Origin of the sequence: Yeosuana marina, from assembly GCF_011762485.1 — a bacterium.
Classification (GTDB): Bacteria; Bacteroidota; Bacteroidia; order Flavobacteriales; family Flavobacteriaceae; genus Yeosuana; species Yeosuana marina.
The window spans coordinates 1-1,024 of record NZ_JAAKGI010000033.1; the positions used below are offsets into that span (position 1 = coordinate 1).

Annotated in this window: 2 protein-coding genes; one reads left to right on the forward strand and one right to left on the reverse strand. The window is 32.5% G+C overall.

Going from position 1 to position 1,024, the window contains the following annotated elements; genetic code table 11:
* On the forward strand, positions 1-357 hold a 357-nt coding region (locus G5V56_RS19085), incomplete at its 5' end, for a transposase (protein ID WP_240911349.1).
* Positions 358-456: 99 nt separating this feature from the next.
* On the opposite strand, the gene G5V56_RS15640 is transcribed toward G5V56_RS19085, so the two are convergent.
* A complete protein-coding gene (locus G5V56_RS15640; protein WP_166966808.1) occupies positions 457-918 on the reverse strand; it encodes a hypothetical protein in 462 nt (153 codons plus the stop codon).
* Positions 919-1,024: the final 106 nt, after the last annotated feature.

Consider the following 1,024-nt stretch of genomic DNA (forward strand, 5'->3'; position numbering starts at 1 on the left):
GCCCAGGAAAAGAAATTTACCGTAACCTATTACCGCGCCGAGTACGAGCGCAACATCGTCAGAGTAAACAGTCCACAGGGGCGTTATATGAAAGCCAAGCGACAAAGCACAGTAGAGCCCGTTTTTGGAACACTCACTGAGTTTATGGGTTTTGGGAAAGTCAATACCATAGGTATTAAACAGGCTAATAAGTGCATGCAATTATCCGCCATTGCCTATAACCTAAAAAAGTATCTGAAATTTATAGAAAAACACAGTAAAAGTGGGGTGGCAAGTCTACGCTTAATTTTTGACCATTTTAAGGCTGCTATAAATGCCTTTATAAGCCCAAATAATGATTTAGAATTTATATTGTAATCACATTCAAAAACAACAAACGCCCTTAAAAAAGGACGTTTTTGTATCTTGTTTTTGAAAATTATGGGCTTGTGCAACGGCTACCGGTGTTAGCAAATGTTATTTTTTTGATTTCAACATTATTTTTAAGTCAGTTTTAATAATATTCGACTCGTAATTAAAAAAAACAGTACACATAAAATAAGGTAAGATAAACATTAATAAATTATGCCAATTTAATGTTCCAAAAAAGAGTAAACTTCCAGAAAAAACTGTAAAAACAATTAAAAATAACGTGATTGTTGGATGAAGTCTTAATTTCATTTTTATAAGCGTCCCTTTTTCAAATTCAGAAATTTTTCCATAAGCAATTGGAATAAATGAATTTTTTCCGTTTTTTAGATTTCTTCGAATTTTAAATATATCCTCTGTTATAATTCCTTCGTAATGTTTGTTTGTGTTCTTTTTAAAAGTCAAACCTAATTTAGGTGAAAATTCAATATTATTATTAATTATTTCTGCTATTTCGCCCTTTTTTAAATTACTTAATAGTTCTGTATTTTCAAATGGAGTGAAATTCATCGTAGTTTTCTAATATTTGCTAACGTTGATGTGTCGAGTAGACAAGGGGAGTTTCACCCCGAGCCTCTCACAGAACCGTACGTGATAGTCTCCCATCATACGGCTC

Coding starts and splice junctions, on each gene's coding strand:
- G5V56_RS15640 (WP_166966808.1), bottom strand. CDS start 918: ATGAATTTCACTCCATTTGAAAATACAGAACTATTAAGTAATTTAAAA.